Annotated in this window: 1 protein-coding gene; it reads right to left on the reverse strand. The window is 68.3% G+C overall.

Annotated elements, in window-relative coordinates; all coding sequences use genetic code 11:
* Positions 1-69 precede the first annotated feature (69 nt).
* Entirely contained in the window at positions 70-1,308 is a 1,239-nt protein-coding gene (gene ltrA / locus I6U14_RS12815) for a group II intron reverse transcriptase/maturase (RefSeq protein WP_296899894.1), read from the reverse strand.
* Positions 1,309-2,285: the final 977 nt, after the last annotated feature.

The following is a 2,285-nucleotide window of genomic DNA, read 5'->3' on the forward strand; positions in this document are numbered from 1 at the left end:
TTGCGCCTCCCCTCCCTCCGAACCGTGCGTGCGGTTCTCCCGCACACGGCTCTCCGGTCGGTTGTTTCCTCATCGGGGTTGGCTCGCCCGGGCATGGGCTGCGCTCATGGTGAACAGCCCGTGCTCGGCGAAGAAGGCATTCGGCCAGCGCCGGTGGTCTTGGTGGGAGCGACCGTGACGGCCCTGCTGATGCGCGTGCCGGCGCAGGATGGCCCGCAGCCGGCGGCGCACGAAGCCGTCGATGCTTGGGAATTCCGTGCGGTAGGCGTGCTTGAAGTAGCCGAACCAGCCGCGCAGCATCGGGTTGAGGTCGGCGATGATCTCCGCCAAGCTGTCCCCGCGATGGCGTCGCGTCTTCGCCCGGATCTTGTCCTTGAGGGCATGGCGGCTCTTCCTGCGCACCCACCGTCGCCCGCCTTCGAAGCGGTAGCCGAGAAACTCGAAGCCCTCCCCCGGTTGCCGACAGTCGCCGATGTGGGTCTTGTCAGGATGCAGGGTGAGTCGCCGCGCCGTACACCAGGTTTGTACCTCGTGCAGGGCGGCTCGGGCCTCGGTCTCGTCCCGGCAGAGGATGACGAAGTCATCGGCGTAGCGCACGATGCGGTACCCCTGCTCGCTCATTCGGCAGTCGAGTCCATGCAGGTAGAGGTTGGCCAACAGCGGGCTGATCACCGCGCCTTGCGGCGTGCCCCCGGTCGGGGTCCATTGCGCGAGCCCGTCGAGAATGTCCGCCTTCAGGTAGGCGTCGATGAGCGCGAGAACGCGCCCGTCGCTGATGCGCGCCTGCACCTCGTCCATGAGGGCGTCGTGGGGGATGCTGTCGAAGTAGCCCTTCAGATCGGCGTCGACCACCCAGTGGTGACCGGCCTTGAGGGCGGCGTCGACCTCCCGTAACGCGTCTTTGGCGCCGCGTCCCGGCCGAAAGCCGTAGCTCTCGGGCCGGAACTCCCACTCGAAGATGGGCTCAAGCACCCGTTTGAGCGCCCCCTGCACGATGCGGTCCTTGACCGTGGGGATGCCCAGCGGACGCTTGCCGCCGCCGGGCTTGGGGATGTGCGTCCGTCGCACTGCGCTCGGGCGAAAGCGCCCGGCTTGCAGCTCGGCCACCAGTTCATCCAAGTACCTCTCGGCGCGGGCGGCGAAGCGCTCAATGCTCATGCCGTCCACACCCGCGGCGCCTTGGTTGCGCGCCACGCCTTCCCAGGACGCTTCCAGCGTGCTTCGGTCACAGACTTTGTCCCACAGACTGTACCACTTGCCTCCTTTGACCCCGTTCACCAGGGCCGCCAACATCCGCTCCGTCCACACCGACGGCTCCACCCAGGTCCACTCGCGCGGGTCCGGGCTTGGGCATGCTTGTTCAGCCCTCTCGGGCACTGACGCACTCGGCATCTCGCCTCCGTCGGCGTTGGCTTTCACGGATCAACCTTCCTGCCCGCCTTCGCTCAGCGCGGGTTTGCTCTCCGCGCCTCTCGTCCGCACCAGATCGACCCTCGGCAGGGGCAGCCCCCCAGGCATCTTTAGGACCGGCGTCTCCGCCATGTCAGCCCTTGGCCGTCCGATCACGAACATGCACTACTATGCGGGCTCTGACTCCTGCCGGCGGTCACCTCCGCCGACAGGTCTCCCCGTTTGCCTCGCACTGCCGTCCGATCATTCCGCCCCCAACCACGTGATGCGCACGACGGTCGTTTGCTCTCGCCATCTCAACGCCGCCGCCGGCTTTCGGGCTTCGCCACGCGGTCGCAGGCTCGCCGCTACACCCCGCCGAATCGGGTTCGTTAACCTACGGACTGATCGTTCGCCTCCAGTTACTCCCCACCCCGCCTCACGACGACGCAGTTACCTTTGGCTACCGGGCCTTGGCATACCCGGACACGGACTTACACCGTGCTGACAGTGCGCCCTCACGGGCGTACGACCGCCGGCTTCCAGCCGGCCCGGCGTCGGCGCGGCTCAATGCCGCGTCGGCGCCGTCCGGGCAGACATGAGTGCCCACGCACAGCCGGCCGTCCAGCGCATGCAGCATGAACCAACGCCCCGCTCCAGCCCCGCAGATCGCGCACCGGGGGCATCGAGCCCCCGGCGCGCGAAGCCGGCTGAAAGCCGGCGCCCCCAGGGCGCGCCTGCCTGGGGCCGCCGGGGCGCTGTCCAGGCCGGCTTGTTGGGAAAAGCTCAGGGAGCGGACGCGCCGGTTGCAGCGCCTCGCTAGAGCGACACCACCGCCAGATGACCACCGTCGCCGGCGCAGACAAGCTCCAGGTCGGTATGCGCGAGCGTGTTGG

Origin of the sequence: Thiohalocapsa sp. (assembly GCF_019695415.1) — a bacterium.
Taxonomy (GTDB): Bacteria; Pseudomonadota; Gammaproteobacteria; order Chromatiales; family Chromatiaceae; genus Thiohalocapsa.